Genomic DNA, 1,299 nt, shown 5'->3' on the forward strand with positions numbered 1-1,299 from the left:
TTCAAGTTCATTTACGTACCTAACCCGGTGATGGTGATAAGGGAAATGTACCGCGACCTTCTAAGAGAACTTCAGATCGATCCGCCGTGGGCCACCAGTGAATCCAGGCGACGGCTGCGCGAAACTTTCTGCAACTTGCGCCAGGAAGGGCAAATACCGGTTCTGGTGATTGATGAAGCCCACTGTCTTTCGCCTTCGGTCCTTGAAGAACTAAGAATGTTGACCAACTTCGAGATGGATGCGTATCCGGTTTTCTCTCTCATTCTGTCGGGACATCCTGAACTTTCCCGCATTCTGGCCCGTAGGGGCAATGAAGCTTTAGCCCAAAGGCTCACTCTGCGCTACCACCTGATCGGGTTGGACAGGGAAGAGACTAAGGCCTATGTGGCCCACCACACAAAACTGGCCGGCGCTGCGCGACCGGTATTTACCGAAGACGCCATCGCCCAGCTATTCCAGTTTTCCCAGGGAATCCCCAGGCGGATTAACGCGCTGGCGCTGCGAGGTTTGGAAATAGCATATCTTCAGGGGGTCCAGACTGTAGATGGCAACATTATGGAATTGGCTACTTCTGAAACAATCTACTAACCAACTAAAGACAAATTTTTAGTGCCTAAACAAATAGGCACTATCGGGGGTTGATAAGAAAAATGTTTATCCGCTGGAAAGGGCGGTATGCGTATCTGGAGCATCGATATATAGCTGAGGACGGCAAGGTAAAGTCCCGTTCGAGATATCTTGGCCAAAACCACCTGGAGGCGTTAACGAAGATGTTGGCTGCCGGTGAAATTAGTCAAAATGATTTTAAAAAATTGACCGGCTATATAACGGAAGGAAAATTAAACCTCACCAAAGACAGGGGTTTGGGTATAGGTAACGATATCTTCAGGTTGTTTGAAAACCATAAAATCGATATATTTTTCAATGACAGGTGGCTGTCTGGTGTAGTGGCTAAAGATGAATACGGCTGGCGCCTCAAAGATGACGGCGATAACATAGTTGGTTTGTGTCCTGGTATAAGAGCAAGGCAACTTTTCTGAAATTAAATTGATAGCGCCTAAAGAATTGGGCACTATGCTACGAGTATAAGTTTAAAATTAATATGTGCCTTCTGTAAAAAATTATATTTAAACCTGTGAAACTGGAATTAAATACCTTATATTATTAAGTAAGGCTACTCTAGGTAGCCATTTCTTATGATATGCTTTATTTAATTCCGTCTGTTTGGCCCATGTAATCTTATCTTTTTGTAGTCATTTATCTCTGGCAGACTTGGTTCAAATATTGTCAGCGGCAACA

The 1,299-nt window shown here is 44.6% G+C and carries 2 protein-coding genes; both read left to right on the plus strand.

Going from position 1 to position 1,299, the window contains the following annotated elements; genetic code table 11:
- The coding region (locus L7E55_RS17515; RefSeq protein WP_277445647.1) for an ExeA family protein at positions 1-588 on the plus strand (588 nt) is incomplete at its 5' end.
- A gap of 62 nt (positions 589-650) precedes the next feature.
- Positions 651-1,040, plus strand: coding sequence for a hypothetical protein (locus L7E55_RS17520; RefSeq protein ID WP_277445648.1), 390 nt, complete (start codon positions 651-653; stop codon positions 1,038-1,040).
- Positions 1,041-1,299 lie beyond the last annotated feature (259 nt).

Source organism: Pelotomaculum isophthalicicum JI, assembly GCF_029478095.1.
In the GTDB taxonomy this organism is placed as follows: domain Bacteria; phylum Bacillota; class Desulfotomaculia; order Desulfotomaculales; family Pelotomaculaceae; genus Pelotomaculum_D; species Pelotomaculum_D isophthalicicum.

Coding starts and splice junctions, on each gene's coding strand:
- L7E55_RS17520 (WP_277445648.1), top strand. CDS start 651: ATGTTTATCCGCTGGAAAGGGCGGTATGCGTATCTGGAGCATCGATAT.